The organism is Streptomyces sp. NPDC050619 (assembly GCF_040654815.1).
Taxonomy (GTDB): Bacteria; Actinomycetota; Actinomycetes; order Streptomycetales; family Streptomycetaceae; genus Streptomyces.
Genome location: NZ_JBFAIR010000018.1, coordinates 138328 through 152281, shown reverse-complemented (window position 1 = coordinate 152281; position 13954 = coordinate 138328). Strand labels below are relative to the sequence as shown.

At 71.5% G+C, this 13954-nt stretch carries 14 protein-coding genes; 6 read left to right on the top strand and 8 right to left on the bottom strand.

Annotated features, from left to right (window positions below):
* Positions 1–66: 66 nt before the first annotated feature.
* Positions 67–1701: a subtype B tannase gene (locus AB0I77_RS28095; RefSeq protein WP_363285487.1), complete on the bottom strand. Its 1635-nt coding sequence runs from the start codon at positions 1699–1701 to the stop codon at positions 67–69.
* Positions 1702–1882: 181 nt separating this feature from the next.
* Between AB0I77_RS28095 and AB0I77_RS28090 the strand changes: the two genes are divergently transcribed.
* Positions 1883–2332 carry a DoxX family protein gene (locus AB0I77_RS28090; protein WP_363285486.1) on the top strand — a complete coding sequence of 150 codons (450 nt, stop codon included), beginning with the start codon at positions 1883–1885 and terminating at the stop codon, positions 2330–2332.
* Entirely contained in the window at positions 2296–2739 is a 444-nt protein-coding gene (locus AB0I77_RS28085; protein ID WP_363285485.1) for a Zn-ribbon domain-containing OB-fold protein, read from the top strand. The genes AB0I77_RS28090 and AB0I77_RS28085 overlap by 37 nt, the downstream gene beginning before the upstream one ends.
* Before the next feature lie 141 nt (positions 2740–2880).
* Here AB0I77_RS28085 and AB0I77_RS28080 read toward each other — a convergent pair whose 3' ends face one another.
* The 3 genes from AB0I77_RS28080 to AB0I77_RS28070 all read right to left on the bottom strand — a co-directional run bounded on the left by AB0I77_RS28080 (position 2881) and on the right by AB0I77_RS28070 (position 5471).
* Positions 2881–3597, bottom strand: a complete 717-nt coding sequence (locus tag AB0I77_RS28080) for a pyridoxal 5'-phosphate synthase (protein ID WP_363285484.1) — start codon at positions 3595–3597, stop codon at positions 2881–2883.
* Positions 3598–3639: 42 nt separating this feature from the next.
* A complete protein-coding gene (locus AB0I77_RS28075; RefSeq protein ID WP_363285483.1) occupies positions 3640–4065 on the bottom strand; it encodes a pyridoxamine 5'-phosphate oxidase family protein in 426 nt (141 codons plus the stop codon).
* Positions 4066–4292: 227 nt separating this feature from the next.
* Positions 4293–5471 carry an acetyl-CoA acetyltransferase gene (locus AB0I77_RS28070; RefSeq protein ID WP_363285542.1) on the bottom strand — a complete coding sequence of 393 codons (1179 nt, stop codon included), beginning with the start codon at positions 5469–5471 and terminating at the stop codon, positions 4293–4295.
* A 178-nt stretch (positions 5472–5649) separates the two neighbouring features.
* Here AB0I77_RS28070 and AB0I77_RS28065 point away from each other — a divergent pair, with 178 nt between their 5' ends.
* Both AB0I77_RS28065 and AB0I77_RS28060 read left to right on the top strand, forming a co-directional pair.
* Positions 5650–6855 carry an acyl-CoA dehydrogenase family protein gene (locus AB0I77_RS28065; protein ID WP_363285482.1) on the top strand — a complete coding sequence of 402 codons (1206 nt, stop codon included), beginning with the start codon at positions 5650–5652 and terminating at the stop codon, positions 6853–6855.
* Positions 6852–7352 (top strand): nitroreductase family deazaflavin-dependent oxidoreductase, encoded by a 501-nt coding sequence (locus AB0I77_RS28060; protein WP_363285481.1) that lies wholly within the window; start codon positions 6852–6854, stop codon positions 7350–7352. Before AB0I77_RS28065 ends, AB0I77_RS28060 begins: the two co-directional genes overlap by 4 nt.
* 98 nt (positions 7353–7450) lie before the next feature.
* On the opposite strand, the gene AB0I77_RS28055 is transcribed toward AB0I77_RS28060, so the two are convergent.
* The gene (locus AB0I77_RS28055; RefSeq protein ID WP_363285480.1) at positions 7451–8098 is read right to left on the bottom strand and encodes a TetR family transcriptional regulator; all 648 of its coding nucleotides are present in this window, start codon (positions 8096–8098) and stop codon (positions 7451–7453) included.
* A 122-nt stretch (positions 8099–8220) separates the two neighbouring features.
* Here AB0I77_RS28055 and AB0I77_RS28050 point away from each other — a divergent pair, with 122 nt between their 5' ends.
* Positions 8221–8985, top strand: coding sequence for a VOC family protein (locus tag AB0I77_RS28050; protein ID WP_363285479.1), 765 nt, complete (start codon positions 8221–8223; stop codon positions 8983–8985).
* Positions 8986–9138: 153 nt separating this feature from the next.
* Positions 9139–11541, top strand: coding sequence for a PQQ-binding-like beta-propeller repeat protein (locus AB0I77_RS28045; protein ID WP_363285478.1), 2403 nt, complete (start codon positions 9139–9141; stop codon positions 11539–11541).
* A gap of 197 nt (positions 11542–11738) precedes the next feature.
* On the opposite strand, the gene AB0I77_RS28040 is transcribed toward AB0I77_RS28045, so the two are convergent.
* The 3 genes from AB0I77_RS28040 to AB0I77_RS28030 are packed head-to-tail and all read right to left on the bottom strand — an operon-like array spanning position 11739 to position 13953.
* Positions 11739–12704 carry an alpha/beta hydrolase gene (locus AB0I77_RS28040; RefSeq protein WP_363285477.1) on the bottom strand — a complete coding sequence of 322 codons (966 nt, stop codon included), beginning with the start codon at positions 12702–12704 and terminating at the stop codon, positions 11739–11741.
* A 59-nt stretch (positions 12705–12763) separates the two neighbouring features.
* Positions 12764–13537, bottom strand: a complete 774-nt coding sequence (locus AB0I77_RS28035; protein WP_363285476.1) for an enoyl-CoA hydratase/isomerase family protein — start codon at positions 13535–13537, stop codon at positions 12764–12766.
* Positions 13534–13953 (bottom strand): OB-fold domain-containing protein, encoded by a 420-nt coding sequence (locus AB0I77_RS28030; RefSeq protein WP_363285475.1) that lies wholly within the window; start codon positions 13951–13953, stop codon positions 13534–13536. Before AB0I77_RS28030 ends, AB0I77_RS28035 begins: the two co-directional genes overlap by 4 nt.
* Position 13954: the final 1 nt, after the last annotated feature.

The window sequence follows — 13954 nt, the reverse complement described above, 5'->3', positions numbered from 1 at the left end:
GCGCCGTGGGGCGGCGGCCGGAGTCTTGACGGGAAACCGGGGCCGCGTTCCGGGGGAGGAGGGTGGCTACTTCCTGTGGCCCGAGACCTTGGCGATCCAGGTGAGGAAGTCGGCCGGGTCGGTGTTGGCGCCGTGGCCCTCGTCCCAGTAGTAGAAGTGGTTCACGTCGTCGCCCAGGTTGTCCGCGGCGGCGGCGATGTTGGCGGAGACCGTCAGCGAGGTGTCGGAGTCCTTGGTGCCGAGGCGGATCCACCAGTGCTTCGAGCGGTTCGGGTTGCGCTGCCCGAGGTGGTACATCGGGTTCATCAGCCGCAGCTTCTCGGGGATGTCGCTGTCGAGCCGCGTGCTGGTGACACCCGTGGTGTCGTTCTTGAGGCCGTACGCCGTGAAGTGGCGGGACTCGGTGGTGTCCTTGCCGAACTCGTTGTTCTCGGGGGCGGACAGGTCGAAGGTGTCGAAGGCCGGGGTGGTCTTCTTGCGGGCGCCCACGTGGGTGAGGAAGTCGGCCCAGGTGAAGGTGGCCTTGCCGTCCTTCCGGGTGATGAACGTGTTGTCGGCGAGGTAGGCCTCGCGGTCGGCGTCCGACAGGGCGCTCAGGTACTTGGTGGCCGACGGCTGAAGGTACTGCTTGACCAGGTACTCGTCGTAGTTGCGGGCACTCAGCGCGCCGAAGCCGTTCAGGCCCTTCAGCTTGAGGGAGGCCTGGTACTCGGCGAACTGCGACTGGAGCGCCTTGGAGACGGTCTGGTCGACGACCTTTCCGGTGCTCGCGGTGGCGTTCGCGCCCCAGTTCCACTCGTAGGCGCCGTCGGCGTGCTCCAGGTCGGCGATCGGGCACCAGGCGCCGGTCGCGAAGATCGCGTCGGAGGCGTCGGCCGCGCCGAGTTCCTCGAGGTAGGTGGCGTAGATCTTGCTGTCGCCGGACGCGCCGAGCAGGGCGGACAGGGCGCCGCCCGCGCTGGTGCCGGTGGAGACGATCCGGTCGGTGTCGCCGGGGATGCGGCCCTTGTTGAAGCGGACGTAGCGGACGGCGGCCTTGAGGTCGACGATCGCGGCCGGGGCGGTGCCGTAGTAGATGCCGTCCGAGTCCTTGAGCGTGCGACCGCGGGCGCCCGGCTCCACGACCACGTACCCGGCGGCCAGTCCGAGCTCCGCCAGACTCGGCATCTTGGACGTGTCGACGCCACCGCCCCCGCCGGCCGGGGCGGAGGCGGACGGGGAGGCCGAGGCGCTGCTGCCGGGCGGCAGACCGGCGATGCCGCCCCCGCCGACCCCGTCGGCGTCCGCGACGCTGGACGGCATGTAGCCGCCGACCGAGTTCGCGAGGACGATGGGCGCGTCGGAGGCGTCGACCGCCTTCCCGTCGATCTTGACCGGCACGCTGACGTTCAGGCTCTGGTACGTCTCGTCGACCGGGTTGGCCACGTAGGTGATGGCCTTCCAGAAGTGGTAGACCACCGCGCGGTCGGTGCCGCCGGCGTCCGTGATGGTCGTCGTCAGTTCGGTGTAGGCGTCGGGGTCGAAGACCAGGGCGTCCGAGGAGGGCGTTCCGGATGTTTCAGATGCTCCGGACGAGCCGGACGTGCCGCTCGTCTCACTCGCGGCCTGTGCGCTCAGCGCGATGCCGCCGACGGCGGCGACCCCGGCGGTCGCACCGATCCCCACAACGACGCTCCTGCGCTTGACTGCCCTGTGCTTCACGATCTCGGCTCCTCGGGGTGCTGGTTCCTGTGCTTCCTGGGCTTCCTCGGTGGTTGCGTCAGTGAACGTAGATCAGTCGCCAACAAAATTGCCAACAATCCGGCCGATTCACGGGAGACGCATAGTTTCAGGGCGAGCGCACAGGTTCCCGAGAGCCAGCATCTGACGTACCGTCAGATCCATGGATACGATCTGGCTCACCGGTGCGCAGTGGCTGGCCGTGCTGCGCATAGGACTCGGGCTGTGGTGGCTGGAGAGCTGGCGGCACAAGGACAAGAAGACCTGGTTCGACGGGGGCGGGATCACCTGGGCCGCGGACATCGCCGCCAAGCACCGGTGGAACGCCGTGCGCGGCGGCTTCGACGTGGTCGTCACACCGCGCCCGAGGACCATGGCGTACGTCGTCGCCTACGCCGAACTGGCCCTGGGGCTCGGACTGATCCTCGGCTTCCTGACCCCGGTGGCGCTCGTCGGCGGGCTGCTGCTCAACGTCCTCTACTTCACCCTCATGATCCACGACTGGGCCGAGCAGGGGCAGAACTCGATGATGGCCCTCATCTCCCTGGTGGCCCTGTTCGGGATGTCCTGGCAGACATGGTCGATCGACAGTGCGCTGGGGTTCTTCCAGTGAGCGCACGCTACGACGTCCCCGAGCCGGACGACTTCACCCGCAACTACTGGGACGCGGCGGCACAGGGCCGGTTGCTGCTGCGGCGCTGCGGGGCGTGCGGGCGGGCCCACCACTACCCGCGCGAGTTCTGCCCGCACTGCTGGAGCGAGGAGGTCGCCTGGGAGCCGGCGAGCGGCCGGGCCGCGCTCTACACCTGGTCCGTCGTCCACCGCAACGACCTGCCGCCCTTCGGCGCGCGCACCCCGTACGTCGCCGCCGTCGTCGACCTCGCCGAGGGCCCGCGGATGATGACGGAGATCGTGGACTGCGCACACGACGAGCTGCGGGCCGGAATGGAACTGGAGGCGACCTTCCGGGACGGGACCCCGGCGGTGCCGGCGGTGCCGGTGTTCCGGCCGCGCCGGTAAGGCGGGGCGCCGTCAGGCGTCAGGAATGAGGCGTCAGGCGACGGATCCGGAGCCGGACGTGTAGCCCGGGTCAGGCTGACGGAAAATCACGGGATGGCCGACTTCGCGGTGTACGGGTTCGTGGAGTAACGCGACCGGCGCTTACGGCCACAGCAGGTGCCTGCCCCAGCCGTCCTTCCCGCTGCCCTCTCCGCCGTCCTTCCCGCTCCCATCCGCGTCCTCCCCCCGCCGATACACCAGCCGGACATGCCGCCGTCGCTCATCCCCCTGGAAGAACTCCACCTCCTCCGGCTGGAGGCGGTACAGCGTCCAGGACGGAGCCGTGGCCTCCGGTTCCCGCTGGGCGCGGTCCCAGGCGGCTTCCGAGGCCTGCGACAACTCCTGGACGGACCCCAGGACCTCGCTCTGGTGGCCGGTCAGTGCGGCCGCCAGCGCCCCCGTCGAGCGGGCGTGCAGATCCGCGCGGGCCTCCTCGGTCGGGGCGGCCGTGACCGGTCCCCGGACCCGCACCTGACGGCCCAGGACCGGCCAGTAGAACCCCAGTGCGGCATACGGGCGGCCTGCAAGCTGGACCCCCTTCCGGCTGGTCGCGTGGGTCGCGAAGGACCAGCCGTCCGCGTCGGCGCCGTGCAGCATCACGATCCGTACGTCCGGCAGGCCCTCCGCGTCCGCCGTCGCGAGGGACATGGTGTGCGGCTCGGTCTGCCCGGCCGCCACGGCCTCGGCGAACCAGGTGGTGAAGAGGGTGAGCGGTGTGGTGGGGGCGGCGCTCGGGTCGAAGGGTGGCAGTGCGGTGACCTCCGGGTCCCACACCCGCAGTGACCTCAGCAGCTCATGAAGATCCCGGTCTGTTCCCATGCCCCGATTGTCACTGGCAGCGCTCCTTACGCATGCCCCGGGTCACACCGTCCCGAGGTCGGACGACACCCAGCGCTCGGGCCGCATCCGGACGACGACCTGCTCGCCGTGGTTCTTCCAGGCGAAGTCGACGTAGCCGTCCACCTTCTCGGCCGGGAGGTAGCGGGCGGCCATCTCCCGGAGCTGCTCGACGGTGCCGGGGGACGTGTCGACGACCGGGCCCTCGACCGACACGTACCGGATGGTGGGTTCGAGCCGTTCGATCATCAGGGAGAACCGGCCCGCCGCGTCGATCAGCTGGTTCTTACGGGAGTCCAGCCCGGTCATGATCCACACGTCGCCGCCGGGCCGGTACTGGTACCAGATCGGCACGGTGAGCGGAGCGCGTCCCGCTCCCGCGTCCACCGCCAGCGCGGCGATGTGCGGTTCGGCCAGGAACTGCTCACGTTCTTCGCGGGTCAGGGCCATGTCGGTCTCCTCCGTGCGGCTCAGTTGTTCACCGTTGTTCACTCGGCGGTCCGACAGAACTGCGAAATCAGTACGCCGTGCCGCAGCTCCGCGTCCACGAACTCGCCGTCCTCTGCCGCACTACAACGCCGACTGAGCGCGTACGTGTTCCCCTCCGCCGCCACCTGGACGGCTGACGGCTTTCCCCGGCACCGTCCGCCTACCTGAACGGGTGGCCACGGCCCGCCTCACCCCCGCCCCAGCACCACCGTCCCCGACGAGCAGAACCACCCGCCCGTGCCCGACGCGACCGCCAGCTGAGGCAGGCCTTTGCCCGGCGTCCGCACCTGCCGCAGCCCCGCCTCCCCCCGCAACTGCCGCACCGCCTCCACCAGCAGGAACAGCCCCCGCATCCCCGGATGCTGGGCCGAAAGCCCGCCCCCGTCCGTGTTCACCGGCAGCTGTCCGCCCTCGACCCGCAGGCACCCCGTCTCCACGAAGGCCCCGCCCTCGCCCTTCCCGCAGAAGCCCAGGTCCTCCAGGGTCACCAGGGTCATGTAGGTGAACGCGTCGTAGATCTCCGCGAAGTCGATCTCCTCCGGCCGCACCCCCGCCCGCTCGAAGGCGAGCTTCCCGCTCACGGCCGCCGGGGACACCGTGAAGTCGGGCCACTCGGACATCGCGGCGTGCGAGACGTGCTCCCCGGTGCCGAGGACCCACACCGGTGCGTTACGGCATTCCCGTACGTATTCCTCGGCCGCCAGCAGTACCGCCGCCCCGCCGTCGGAGCGTATGCAGCAGTGCAGCTTGGTGAAGGGGTCCGCGATCATCGGGCCCGCGAGTACGTCGTCCACGGTGATCGGGTCGCGGAACATCGCCTCGGAGTTGAGGGCGGCGTTCGCCCGGGCCTGGACCGCCACCTGTGCCAACTGCTCGATCGTCGTGCCGTGTTCCAGCATGTGACGGCGGGCCGCCATCGCGTACTTGGCGATCAGGGTGTGGCCGTAGGGGACTTCGAACTGGAGCGGGCCCCGGGACCCGAACGAGAGGTTCCCGGTTCTGCGTCCCGCCTTCACGTCGGCGCGGGCCGTCGAGCCGTACACCAACAGGACCGCCTTCGCGTGGCCGGCGGCGATCGCGTCCGCCGCGTGGGCCGCCATCACCTCCCAGGTGGAGCCGCCGACGGAGGTCGAGTCGACCCAGGTGGGGCGCAGGCCCAGGTACTCGGCGACCTCGACGGGGGCGAGGGTGCCGGTGCCGGCCGACGCGAAGCCGTCGACCACCTCCTTGCCGAGTCCCGCGTCGGCGAGGGCTCGGCGGGCCGCCTGGGCGTGCAGGGTGTACGGGGTCGCGTCGTCCACGCGGCCGCAGTCGGAGAGGGAGACCCCGACGATCGCGACGTTCCGAGAGCCCGTCCTGCCGGTCATCATGCTGCCCGTCCTGTTGCCCTGTCCGTCCTGCCCGTTGTCATGAATCTGACGGTACATCAGATATAGGGGTGCGTGGCAGGCGTCACAGGGCTGGGCATCCCACCCTCACCGCCCTAATATGACGGTCCGTCAGATTCAGCAGAGTGAGGGAGCTGGACAGCTTCGAGGAGGGCTCATGGACACCGGCTTCACCGCCGAGCAGGACGAGATCCGCCGTACCCTCCGCGAACTGCTGCGGGCGCGCTGCGGGCCGGCCGAGCTGCGGGCCGCCGTCGACACCCCCGCCGGGCACGACCCCGCCCTGTGGACCGCCCTCGCCGAACAGCTCGGCCTGCCCGGACTCGCCCTCCCCGAGGCGTACGGCGGTGTCGGCTGCTCGGTGACCGAACTCGCCCTCGCCTGCGAGGAGACGGGCCGCTTCCTCGCCCCCTCGCCCCTGCTCGCCACCGCCGTCCTCGCCGCCCCGCTCCTCCTCGCCCTCGGCACCGACGCCCAGCGCGCGGAGCTGCTCCCGCGGATCGCCGAGGGCTCGCTCACCGCCGCCCTCGCCGTCCCCGGCACCGGCCTCGCCACCGCCCTCGCGCTCACCGGCGCCAACGACGGCGACTGGGCGGGTGGCGGACGGGCCGGCGGCGTGCAGGCCAGGCGGGTGGGGGACGGCTGGCGGCTGTACGGCCAGGCGGACCAGGTGCTCGACGGGCACAGCGCCGGGCTGCTCGTGGTCGCCGCGCACGCGGGCGGCTTCGCCCGTTCGCGGACGCTGCTCTTCCTCGTACGCGGAGTACGCGGAGTACGCGGGGACGGGGACGGGCTCGTGCGCGTACGACAGACCGCACTCGACTCGACCCGGCCGCAGGGGCGGATCCAACTCCGGGATGTCGAAGGGGAATTGCTGGGTGACGAGAGTGCGGACGTGCCCGCCGCCCTCTCCGCCGTCGGCGAGAGCGCCGCCGCCGTCCTCGCGGGCGAGGCCGTCGGTGCCGCCGACCAGATACTGGCCCTGACCGTGGAGTACGTCCGTCGGCGCGAGCAGTTCGGGCGGGCGATCGGGTCGTTCCAGGCGGTGAAGCACCGGCTAGCCGAAGTGTACGTACAGGTGCAGGCGGCCCGCTCGGCGGCGTACTACGCGGCCTGGGCCGCCGCCGCCAACGGCGAAAGGGTCGGCGGGCTGGCCCTCGCGCAGGCCCTGGAGGCCCTGCGCTCCGCCGCCGCCGAGGGGATCCAGCTGCACGGCGGTATCGGTTTCACCTGGGAGCACGAGGCTCACCTGTACTTCAAGCGCGCCTCGGGGGACGAGCTGCTGTTCGGGCCTGTGCACCGGCTGCGGGCGCACGCCGCCGGCGCGGCGCGGCTCTTCGAGCGCCAGGAGGTGACGGTATGACCGGCACGCCGATCGGCGTACGGGCGGTGCAGAAGGTCTCCTCGACCCGTGGCTTCGCGAAGGTCGCCCCGTACGTCGTCCCCGCGCTCGACCGGGCCGTCCATCGGCTCACGCGCGGAAAGGTGCTGCTCAGCGCGCAGCTGCTGCCGGGGGTGATCCTGACCTCGACCGGCGCGCGGAGCGGCCTCGCCCGGCGTACGCCGCTGGCCTGTATGCCCGAGGAAGGCGGCGAGAGCTGGATCCTCGTCGGCTCCAACTTCGGCCGGGCCACTCACCCCGCCTGGACCGGCAACCTCCTCGCCCACCCGGACGCCTCGGTCAACTGGAAGGGACGGGACATCCCGGTCACGGCCCGGCTGCTGGAGGGGGAGGAACGGACGGCCGCCTGGAAGGCGGTGCTGGCCTTCTGGCCGCCGTACGCGGCGTATCAGGCACGGGTGGAGCGGGAGATACGGCTCTTCAGGGTCGTACGGCGCCCGGTCGAGACAACGGCATAACGCGACAGACAACGCAACAGGCGGTGGTCCACACGAGTGAACCACCGCCTGCCAGACAGGACTTGGGACCTGGGATATGGGGCTGAGGTAAAGGTCGGCTATTTCGTCGGCTTCTTGCCGGTCACGCCCAGGTGCACCAACAGCGCGAGGTTCGGCTTGAGTTCAGCCTGTTTCACGCCCCACGTCTGGAAGCCCTTCTGGTGCGAGGCGACGGCCGCGAGCATCGCGACGATCGACCCCGCGACGGCCGCCGGGCTGACGTCCTTGTCCACCCTGCCCTTGGCCTGTAGTTCGGTGACCGCGTCCACGAGGGAGTTGTTCACCGAGTTGAGGATCTTCATACGGAGCTTGTAGAACCGCTTGTCGCCCTCGGCCGCCCCGAGGTCGACGACTCTGAGGATCGCGTCGTTCTTCCGCCAGAACTCCAGGAATCCGTCGACGAGTTCCTGTGCGGTCTGCCAGCCGGCCTTGCCGACCCAGGAGCGGCCGGCCAGCAACTCGGTCAACCCGGCGCCCTCGGCGGCCATTTGCTCGGCGATCTCCAGGACGGCGCCTTCGACGTCCGGGAAGTACTGGTAGAAGGTCGCGGGCGAAGTCCCCGCCTTCCGGGCGACATCGATGACTTTGACGTCCCGGTAAGGGGAGGAGCTGAGCATCTCGCTGAGGCAGTCGAGCAGCTTCTGCCGGGTCGCCTGCCCACGCCGGCCGGCCACGCGGCCGTCGACGGTACGCACTTGTCCTGTCATGACGTCAGCTTACCGAGGGGTGATGGGAGCGCGATTCGGCCGACTGCAAATGGGGTGTGCGGGGGTGCTCAGGCTCGTGTGCCTGGTCTGCGGGCTGCGCGGGAGGCCGTTACTTTGGCGGCATGGCCGAAAACAGGGCAACGGGGTTCGAAGAGGACGGCAGCGCGGAGGGTTACGGAGAAGGCGTCCCCTGCTGGGTGGACGCGCAGCTTCCGGACGTCGAGGCGGGCAAGCGGTTCTACGGTGAGCTCTTCGGGTGGACCTTCGAGGACGCGTACGGCGGCTCCGTATGGGCCCGTCGCGAGGGCGAGCCCGTCGCCGCGCTGGCCCGCAAGGCGGACGGGCGGCTGCCCACCGTCTGGACGGTGTACTTCGCCACCCCGGACGTCGAGGGGCTGGCCGACCGTGTCTGGGCGGCCGGCGGGCAGGTCGTCACCGCGCCCGTGCCGGTCGGCGAGCTGGGCGCGGCGGCGCTGGTCACCGACCCCGAGGGCGCCGTCTTCGGCCTCTGGCAGCCGGGCACCCACCAGGGCTTCGGCAGGCGGCACGAGCCGGGCACCTTCGTCTGGGCCGAGCTGTACGCCCGGGACACCGAGACCGCCAACACCTTCTACGGCGGGCTCTTCCACGACGCCCTCTTCGGACCGGAGGCCCACCCCGACTTCGGCCGCGCCCCCGTCGGTGACGTCTTCCCGACCGAGATGCCGCCCCACTTTCTCGTCCACTTCGGGGTAGCCGACTGCGAGGCGGTTCTCGGTACGGTGAACCGGCTCGGCGGACGCGTCCAGGCGCCGCCCTTCGAGGCGTCGTACGGCAAAGTGGCCGTCGTCACCGACAATCAGGGGGCATCCTTCGCGGTCCTGGAAACGGTTCGACAAACGGTTTGATAGGAGACACCCCGATTGTCCGCGGGTTCGCAACCAGCGCCCCGGCCAGGAAGAATCAGGGTGCGTGCCGCCATGGCGGTGCGGTGGTGAGACGCTGCACGGGGCCGCGTACATATGTGGGTGGTGCGGCTCGTACGGGGAGGTGGCAGGCAAGTGGTGGATCAGCTGACACAGCACGATCCGCGGCGCATCGGGCCGTTCGAGGTGCTGGGACGGCTGGGGGCCGGCGGCATGGGGCTGGTCTATCTCGCGCGCTCGGCCTCCGGCCGGCGCGTGGCGATCAAGACGGTCCGGACGGAACTCGCCGAGGACCAGCTCTTCCGTGTCCGCTTCACCCGCGAGGTCGAGGCCGCCCGGGCGGTCTCCGGCTTCTATACGGCGGCCGTGGTCGACGCCGACCCGCGTGCGGCGGTGCCGTGGCTGGCCACCGCGTACGTGCCCGCGCCCTCCCTCGAGGAGATAGTGAACGAGTGCGGGCCGATGCCGGCCCAGGCGGTGCGCTGGCTGGCGGCCGGTGTCGCGGAGGCGCTCCAGTCCATCCACGGCGCCGGGCTGGTGCACAGAGACCTCAAACCCTCGAACGTGCTGGTGGTCGAGGACGGCCCCCGGGTCATCGACTTCGGTATCGCGTCCGGCGTCTCGAACACACGTTTGACGATGACGAACGTCGCCGTGGGTACGCCCGCGTACATGTCGCCGGAGCAGGCCAAGGACTCGCGGAGCGTGACCGGCGCGAGTGACGTGTTCTCGCTCGGCTCCATGCTGGTGTTCGCCGCCACGGGCCATCCGCCCTTCCACGGCGCCAACCCGGTCGAGACGGTCTTCATGCTGCTGCGGGAGGGCCCGGACCTCGAAGGCCTCCCGGACGAGCTGATCCCGCTGATCGAATCCTGTATGCAGATGGAGGCGACGGCCCGCCCCAACCCGGCCGACCTCCAGGCCCAGCTGGCCCCCCACCTCTTCGGCTCCGGCTCCGACGACAGCGGTACGGCCTCGGCGTGGCTGCCCGAGCGGGCGGTGGGTCTGATCGAGACGCGGCGCGGCGGCCGGCCGGCGGTGAGACCGGCCCAGGGGCCACACGGGGCGCAGGGCGGCGGTCGTAGCGGCGGAGGGCGCGTGGCCGCCGTACCGCCCCCGCCGTCCCGCGATCCGGTGGTCCCGGGCCAGGGACCTGCCCCGGTGCCCGGCCCCTTCTCCGCCCCGCCCGTGTCCGTCGGCGCCCCCGACACCGGCCCGGTGCGGCTCGCCGGCGCCCAGGTGCCCATCGGGCCCGGCCCGCGCGTAGCCGACGCCCGCGCCGCCGCCGTCAAGGCGCCCCCGCCGGAGGCCGGCCTGGTCGCCTCCTGGGCCAAGCCCCGCCCCGGCGTCAACGGCACCGACCCTGCCGTGGGCCCGGCCGTACCCGCCGTGCCGCCGGAGACGGCGAGCGGCTGGCGGCCCTGGCGCTTCCGCATGTCGAACGACGTCTGGGGCACCCCCTCGGTCGCCGGGGACCTCGTCTACGTCACCTCCTTCGAGGTCCACGCCCTGGACGTGGCCACCGGCCGCCGCCGCTTCAAGACGCGGGACGTCGCCTGGTCGATGGCGGTCGCGGACGGCCGTATCCACGCCTCCGACGGCCCCACCCTGTTCGCCCTCGACGCCCGCGAGGGCGCAGACCTGTGGCGGCTGTCGACAGACGCCTGGGTGTACTCCCTGAAGGCCGACCGCGGCACCGTGATCACCGGCACGCGCGGCGGCGGCGTCCAGGCCTGGGAGGCCTCGGGCGGCCAGAAGCTGTGGGAGATCTCCGGCTGCCAGACCGACTTCGAGTCCCCGGAGGCGGGCCCGGCCCTCCACGAGGGCACGGTGTACGTCTGGCAGGACGCCCGCCTGCGCGCCCTGGACGCCCGAACGGGTGACGAGCGCTGGTCGTACCCGATCGGCGACGCCGCCTCCTGCGGCGGGGTGCCGGTCCGCGTGACCCACGCGCAGGACGGCCATGTGTACGTGTCCGCGGGGACGCGCGTTCTGTCGCTGGACGTGGTGAGCGGTCACGTCCGCTGGCACTTCGAGTCCCCGGCCGTGTTCCTCTGCCCGCCGGCCTTCGTACCCGGCCCGGCGGTGGCCGGCGGCGGCATCTACCTCGCCGACTACCTCGGCACGGTCTACGCCCTGGACGCCGTCGACGGCCGCGACCGCTGGCGCATCGCGACCGAGGCCCGGGCGTCCGTCGACCCGGTCCTGGTGGCCGCCGGCCACGTCCACGTGGGCAGCGGCAAGGGGCTGTACACCCTGGACGCGGTCACCGGGACCCCCAAGTGGCGCTTCCAGGCGGGCGGCGACATCGTGGGCGCCCCGGCGGTGGCGGATGAGCGCATCCACTTCGGCTCCACGGACCACCTGCTGTACACCCTGAAGGCCGACGACGGCCGGCTGAGATGGAAGCTCGCGACGGGCGGCGAGATCACCGGCTCCCCGGTCGTGCGGGACGGCGTCGTGTACGCGTGCAGCAAGGACCGGTGCGTGTACGCGCTGGACGCGGAGAAGGGGACGGGGACGGCGCGGACCACCTGACGTCTGCGCCCGCCCCGGTGCCCGGGGTCGGTGACGGCCGTCGTACGGGCGCACGGAAGGGGTGCCGGACGGCGGCCGTCGGTTCGCGAGCGGTCCAAGGGTGCGGTCCCTTCACCACTCCCAGCGCAGACGCTACGCCGGGTGTGGGGGCGCCGCCATGCGAGTGAGGCGGGACTTTCGCAGCAGGAACCAGCCCCTTAGTTCCTTGGCTCGGTCAGGAAGTCGATCAGGGCCTCGTTCACCTCGGCCGGCCGCTCCTGCTGGGTCCAGTGGCCGCAGCCGGGGAGCAGGATCGGCTCGCGGCGCAGGTTCGGCATCAACTCCGGGAGCCTGGCGATGCGTTCGCGGGCGCCCGGGAAGGCCGGGACCAGGTCGCGGTCGCCGTACATGTAGAGCGCGGGCGGAGTGACGACCGCGCCGTGCCAGGGGGCGGTCAGCTCCCAGTTGCGGTCCAGGTTGCGGTACCAGTTGAGGCCGCCGGTGAAGCCCTTGGCGTGGCTCTCGGTGAGCTCGTCGAGGTCCTGCTCGGTGAGCCAGTCGGGCAGCACCTCGGGGTCGGTCATGTTCGTGAGCCAGCCCCCCGCCGGGTCGACCAGCGTCGACTCGGGCCGGCCGGCGCCCGGGGCGTCGCCGGAGGCGGAGTACAGAAACTTGCGCAGGGCGGTGCGGGTGTCCCGGGCGAACTCGGCGTCGGCGACGCCGGGCCGCTCGAAGTAGTTCCAGTAGAACCGCCCGCCGAACCGCTCCTCCATCGCCCTGAGCGGCGGCCGCTTCCCCCGGAACGGCGGCGCCACGCTCAGCCCCGCCACCCCGCGCACCAGGTCGGGCCGCAGCAGCGCGGTGTGCCAGGCGACCGGCGCCCCCCAGTCGTGCCCGACGAGGAACGCCCGCTCCTCACCCAGCGCGTGGATCAGCCCGACCACGTCCCCCACGAGGTGGAGGATGCTGTACGCCGCCACGTCCTCGGGGTGATCGCTGCCGCCGTACCCGCGCTGGTCCGGGGCGACCACCCGGAACCCGGCCGCGGCCAGCGGGCCGAACTGGTGGCGCCAGGAGTGCCAGGACTCGGGGAAGCCGTGCAGCAGCACGACGAGTGGCCCTTCGCCCTCCTCGGCGATGTGCAGCCGGATACCGTTCACGTCGACCGTGCGATGTCCCACCATGCCGATGAGCATAGGACTGGGCATAGGACTGGGTGACGTACGTGAATCGCTGGAAGTCGCTAGCGCAGCCTGAACTCGCGCCGGCGTGACTGGAACAGGTCCTCCTGCCTGGTGGACGGCAGATTCCCGAGCGCGATGAGGTGCGGGGCCTGCGCGAACCCCTGCGTCAGCGCGGCCTCCTTGGCGGCCCACAAGGCGCGCACGGTGCCTTGCACGCCCTCGGTGGGATACCCCGCGATGACGGTGGCAGCGGCGACAGCGGCCTCCAACGCCCCGCCCGCCTCCGTGAGTTCGGTGACGAACCCGATGTCGTAGGCCCGCCGCGCGGACATCCGCTCCGCCGTCCCCATGAGCGCCGTGCGGGCCGCCTCTCCGTGCGGCATCACCTGCGCCATCAGGATGGACTCGTATGCGCTGACCATCCCGTAGGTGGTGTGCGGATCGAAGAAGGTCGCGGTCGGGTCCGCGATCAGGAAGTCGCTCTGGCCGAGCAGATAGAAGGCCCCGCCGCAGGCCATGCCCCGCACGGCCGCGATGACGGGCTTCCACAGGTCGTTCGCCTTCGGCCCGACGCGCAGGAGCGGATCGTCGGCCATGTAGGGAGAGTTGGGCTGCGGCACGACGGCGCTCCGGTCGAGCCCGGTACAGAACGCCCGCTCGCCGCTACCGGTGAGCACAACGGCCCGTACGGAATCGTCGAACCGCAACTCCCGCCAGATATCGACCAGTTGATCGCGCATGCGTACGTCGATCGCGTTGAGCCGCTCGGGCCGGTCGAGGGTGACGACGGCGACGCCGGTGTCCTTGTCGGCGGTGACACGCACGGGGGTCATGGCCGCTCCAGGACCCACTGGGGAAGGCCGGTGCTCCGGTCGAACACGAACCGGACCCTGGCGCCGATGCGAATGCTCCGCGGATCACGGGAGTTGAGAGGTGCACCGGCCTCGCTGACCAGGTTGCCGACCAGCCGTATGCGCGGCGCCTCGGCGAGTTCGACGACGATGACGTTGTACGGCGCCTGCTCCGCGTACTCGGGCAGGAGGGGCGGGTGGGGAACGACGTACGACCAGATCCGCCCGTTCCCGGACACCGCGCGCCACTCGCTCGCGAGGGACTGGCAGTGCGGGCAGCAGGGCCGGGGCGGGAAGCGGAGCTCGCCGCAGTCGGCGCAGGCCTGGACGCGCAGCTCGCCTTGGGCGGCGTACTGCCAGAAGGGGGCGCCGTCGGGGTCGATGACGGGGGTCAGCATG

What these genes read in the sequence shown, in the direction of transcription:
- AB0I77_RS28090 (WP_363285486.1), top strand. Translation starts at nt 1,883, where the DNA reads ATGGATACGATCTGGCTCACCGGTGCGCAGTGGCTGGCCGTGCTGCGC.
- AB0I77_RS28085 (WP_363285485.1), top strand. Translation starts at nt 2,296, where the DNA reads ATGGTCGATCGACAGTGCGCTGGGGTTCTTCCAGTGAGCGCACGCTAC.
- AB0I77_RS28080 (WP_363285484.1), bottom strand. Translation starts at nt 3,597, where the DNA reads ATGGGAACAGACCGGGATCTTCATGAGCTGCTGAGGTCACTGCGGGTG.
- AB0I77_RS28075 (WP_363285483.1), bottom strand. Translation starts at nt 4,065, where the DNA reads ATGGCCCTGACCCGCGAAGAACGTGAGCAGTTCCTGGCCGAACCGCAC.
- AB0I77_RS28070 (WP_363285542.1), bottom strand. Translation starts at nt 5,471, where the DNA reads ATGACCGGCAGGACGGGCTCTCGGAACGTCGCGATCGTCGGGGTCTCC.
- AB0I77_RS28065 (WP_363285482.1), top strand. Translation starts at nt 5,650, where the DNA reads ATGGACACCGGCTTCACCGCCGAGCAGGACGAGATCCGCCGTACCCTC.
- AB0I77_RS28060 (WP_363285481.1), top strand. Translation starts at nt 6,852, where the DNA reads ATGACCGGCACGCCGATCGGCGTACGGGCGGTGCAGAAGGTCTCCTCG.
- AB0I77_RS28055 (WP_363285480.1), bottom strand. Translation starts at nt 8,098, where the DNA reads ATGACAGGACAAGTGCGTACCGTCGACGGCCGCGTGGCCGGCCGGCGT.
- AB0I77_RS28050 (WP_363285479.1), top strand. Translation starts at nt 8,221, where the DNA reads ATGGCCGAAAACAGGGCAACGGGGTTCGAAGAGGACGGCAGCGCGGAG.
- AB0I77_RS28040 (WP_363285477.1), bottom strand. Translation starts at nt 12,704, where the DNA reads ATGGTGGGACATCGCACGGTCGACGTGAACGGTATCCGGCTGCACATC.
- AB0I77_RS28035 (WP_363285476.1), bottom strand. Translation starts at nt 13,537, where the DNA reads ATGACCCCCGTGCGTGTCACCGCCGACAAGGACACCGGCGTCGCCGTC.
- AB0I77_RS28030 (WP_363285475.1), bottom strand. Translation starts at nt 13,953, where the DNA reads ATGCTGACCCCCGTCATCGACCCCGACGGCGCCCCCTTCTGGCAGTAC.